This is a genomic window from uncultured Campylobacter sp., assembly GCF_938040115.1.
Classification (GTDB): domain Bacteria; phylum Campylobacterota; class Campylobacteria; order Campylobacterales; family Campylobacteraceae; genus Campylobacter_A.
In genome coordinates, this window is record NZ_CALHXD010000186.1 from 1 (window position 1) to 3915 (window position 3915).

3 protein-coding genes and 1 pseudogene are annotated in these 3915 nt (G+C 45.1%); 1 reads left to right on the top strand and 3 read right to left on the bottom strand.

Annotation, left to right across the window (positions count from 1 at the left end; all coding sequences use genetic code 11):
• The 3 genes and pseudogenes from truB to Q0314_RS06490 form a co-directional block, all read right to left on the bottom strand.
• Window positions 1-261: pseudogene (gene truB, locus Q0314_RS06480) on the bottom strand (tRNA pseudouridine(55) synthase TruB); the annotation flags it as partial.
• Window positions 258-395, bottom strand: coding sequence for a hypothetical protein (locus Q0314_RS06485; protein WP_298057637.1), 138 nt, complete (start codon window positions 393-395; stop codon window positions 258-260). The pseudogene truB and the gene Q0314_RS06485, both read right to left, overlap by 4 nt.
• A gap of 2 nt (window positions 396-397) precedes the next feature.
• A complete protein-coding gene (locus tag Q0314_RS06490) occupies window positions 398-2482 on the bottom strand; it encodes a UvrD-helicase domain-containing protein (RefSeq protein ID WP_298057638.1) in 2085 nt (694 codons plus the stop codon).
• A 164-nt stretch (window positions 2483-2646) separates the two neighbouring features.
• Between Q0314_RS06490 and Q0314_RS06495 the strand changes: the two genes are divergently transcribed.
• The gene (locus tag Q0314_RS06495) at window positions 2647-3519 is read left to right on the top strand and encodes a LysR family transcriptional regulator (protein ID WP_298057639.1); all 873 of its coding nucleotides are present in this window, start codon (window positions 2647-2649) and stop codon (window positions 3517-3519) included.
• Window positions 3520-3915 lie beyond the last annotated feature (396 nt).

Genomic DNA, 3915 nt, shown 5'->3' on the forward strand with positions numbered 1-3915 from the left:
GACCTCCTCGATATTTTCGTTATCTAGGCTAGCGCTCGTCGCACCCAGCCACATGGTCGCTTCATAGATTTTTGGCGTTTTATCTATGTAGTTAAAAAGCCGCGCGTGATTGCCTAGAGCTACGATGAGGCAGCCGCTGGCAAAGGGATCTAGCGTGCCCGAAAAGCCAGCTTTTTTGACGCCGTATTTGCGCTTTAGCCTGCTTAAAAAATGATTTGAGCTTATGCCTGCGGGCTTGTTTGCGACGAAAAGCGCATTCATTTAAATTTGCCCTTTGGAGGCTGCGCTAAATTTGCGTCGTTTTTCAAATTTAAGCATAGAGCGTCAAATTTGAGCGCATAAATTTGATCAAATTTAACGCCGAATTTGGCACGACTAGCCTCAAATTTACTCATTTTTACACCGCTTTTTCGACGAAGCTAGACATTATCTCGCGGCTGATTCCGCCGAAATTTATCGTTAGTTTTAGCTCTTTTTTGATCTTCGTTACCGCCGTCACGCGCCCGATACCGAAAATTTTGTGTTTGACGAGATCGCCTTTTTTGTATTCGCCAGAGGCTTGCGTTTGCGTCTGGATGATGAGACTGCCGCTGCAAACGCCTGCCTCGCTTAAAAATCTACTCTTTTCCAGCCTCGTTCTCTGACCTTTGTAAAAGCGCGAATTTACAAAGCTTAGCGTTAGCGTTTTTTTGGCGCGGGTGATGGCGACGTAGGCTAGGCGTCGCTCCTCCTCGATGTCGCTGCCCTCTCCTAGCAGCGGGAAGAACCCCTCCTCAAGCCCGATCACGAAAAGATGCTCAAACTCAAGCCCTTTACTCGCGTGGATACTCATGATCGAGATCGCCTCGCCGCCGATGTTATCCTGCTCGCTTTGTAGCGCGATCTCGTTTAAAAACTCCTCGATAGAAAAGCTTGGATTTTGCTTGATTTGATCTTTGATCGTAGCGTAAAACTCGTCTATATTTGCCACGCGCTCGGCGCCGTCAGGCAAGCTCTCGTAGTATTTTTTGATGCCAAATTTGGCTTCCAGTTTATCCACCAGCTCGTACGGCGAGTCGCACTCTTTTAGCTCTCTTAAATTTGCCACAAATTCGCCGAGGCTCGAGACGATTTTTTTGCTTAGATCTTTGTCGTTTTCGTCTAGGCTTGATATCGCTTCAAATAGCGAAAGCTTATGCTCGAAGGCGATTTTTTCGATCTTTGCGAGGCTTACCTTACCTAGGCCGCGTTTTGGGCGGTTGATGACGCGCTTTAGCGAGAAGTCGTCGTTTTCGTTTGCGACCAGTCTTAGGTAGCTGATGACGTCCTTGACCTCGGCACGCTCGTAGAATTTGACACCGCCGACCATTTTATACGGGATTTTTTCTTTGGTTAGGCCTTCTTCGAGCGAGCGGGAAAGGGCGTTTATGCGGTACAAGATCGCGATATCGCTAGCCTGCGCGCCGCTATCAAGCAGTTTTTTGATACGTTTGGCTACCTTTAGGCTCTCCATCGTTTCGTCGTCTGATTCCATTAGCGCCACGTCCTCGCCGCCTTCTTTGGTGCTTTTTAGTTCTTTGCCGAGGCGGTTTCTGTTGTGGTCGATGAGCTCGTTTGCCGCGCGTAAAATTTGACTCGTCGAGCGATAGTTTTGCTCTAGTCTTATGATTTTGGCGTCTTTAAACTGATCTTTAAAATTTAATATATTTTCGATTCTTGCGCCGCGCCAGCCGTAGATACTCTGATCATCGTCGCCCACGACTGCGATATTTTCGTGCGTTAGACAGAGCTTGCGCAGGAGTTTGTACTGAAGGTCATTGGTGTCTTGATACTCGTCCACCATCACGTAGGCATACCTGCGTGAGATCTCGCGCGCTAGAGCTTCGTCCTCGTCTAAAATTTTATAGCTAAGGCAGAGCAGATCGTCAAAATCCACGAGGTTATTCGCGGCTAGATACTCCTCGTAAAGCTTATAAATATTTGCCAGTTTTGCGTGGTAGCCGTCTTTGAAATTTTGTCCGTTTGCAAACATGCCGCCGTGATTTAGCACCTCTTCTACGCTTAAAAGCGAGTTTTTAAAATTTGAGATCTCGCTAGCTAGTACCGAGGTTGGAATATCGCCCTCAAAGCCTTTTAAGATACGCTTTTTATCGTCGGTATCGATGATGACGAAGTTGTTTTTGCGCTTTAGGCGGTCGATGTAAAATTTCAAAAACAAAAGCCCGAATTTGTGAAAAGTGCAAAGCAGCGGAGTGAAGTTTTTACCTGCGTCACCCAGCATTTTTAGCGCGCGGGTTCGCATTTCGCTTGCGGCTTTGTTGGTAAAGGTTAGCGTTAGGGTATTTGACGGCGGGATACCTAGTTCGCTTATGAGATAGGCTAGGCGAGTGGTGATTGTTTTGGTTTTACCGCTGCCGGCTCCTGCCAAAATCAGCATCGCTCCGTCTGTGTGCGAGGCCGCCTCGCGCTGGCTTTCGTTTAGTTCGTCTAGTAAATCGGGCATTAAATTTCCTGCTTTATTTATTAAAATGATTAAATTCTAACAAAATAAGCTTAAAAATCGCCGCTGATTTAAATTTGGGTCTGATTAAGAGCGTTTTCAGATATAAATCAATACAATATTAAAAATATGATTTTATAAGCTGATATAATAATAAGGAGTCTGATGTGATCAATGACTTTAGTAAATTTTATACCTTTATGGAGATAGTTAAGGAGCGTAGTTTCTCAAAGGCTTCAAGGGCTCTAGGCATCTCGCAGCCTGCAGTCACTTTGCAGATGAAAAAGCTCGAGGAGATGCTGCAAGCCACGCTAATAATGCGTAAGAAAAATGGCATCGTCCTAACTCACGAGGGCGAGAAATTTTACAAACTCTGTACTCAGTTTGAAAGCGCGATGTTTCGCTTTAAAGACGAGCTGGCGCACATAAAAACCGATAAAGTACCGCTAGTAATCGCAACCACCCAGCTCATCGCCGAGGCGGTCATCTCGATACTGCTGGATAAAATCTCGCAAAGCGTAGGCAGCGAGCTAGACATCAGGATAAAGGAGCAAAACGAGCTCATAAACTACCTAAAAGACCGCCGCAGCGACATCGCTATCATCCTGGAGCAGTCGCTTGATAGCAGCTTGCTCGTTAAAAAGCTATTTGACTACGAGCTGATTTTGGTTTCAAATAAAAAAATCGCCGAAAGCGTGAAGCCTGAGGAGCTTATCAAGTTTAAATTTATCAAAGATAGGACGCGAACTTATCTCGATGATATTTTGCATAAGCACGGCGTGGACGCGCATGCGCTTGACGTGGCGTATTCGCTAGACGGTTCGATAATGGTCTGTCGCGCGTTGGCGTCAAACCATGCCGATACGTACGTGGCGTTTTTACCGAGATTTTTGATCGAAAACGAGCTAAAAAACGGCAGGCTGTTTGAGATAAACATCTCTAAATTTAAGCTCACTCGCTCGGTTTATGCCGCTGCGTTAAAAGAAAACGAGGAAGTGCTACATAAATTTCTAAAGATTAAGACTAGTTTTAATTTTTAATTCGCTTTAGCGCGGACGCTAAATTTGACCAAAATCGGTCTTTGCGCCGCATAAATTTAAAATACTCTCGCGCAAAGCCAAATCGGGAGCAATCTCGGTTTGGCGATTTTTATAATTTCAAATTTTAAAACCAAGCCGTCAAATTTGACTATAAATTTATCATTTTTTAAAAGCAAAAAATAAGCTAAAAATAAAGCAAGCAGACGGGCAAGAGCCCGTCCGAATAAGAATACGGCTTAAAACGTAAATTCCCAGTTTAGCCTGAAATTTCTGCCCGCAGAGTAGAAGCGGTTGATACCTAGCCCCGTGGTTCTATCGATCATGTTCATGGTGCCAAAAGGCCTAATAGAGCGCGCGGCGTCCCAAGTGATGTATTTTTCGTTAGTTAGGTTATAA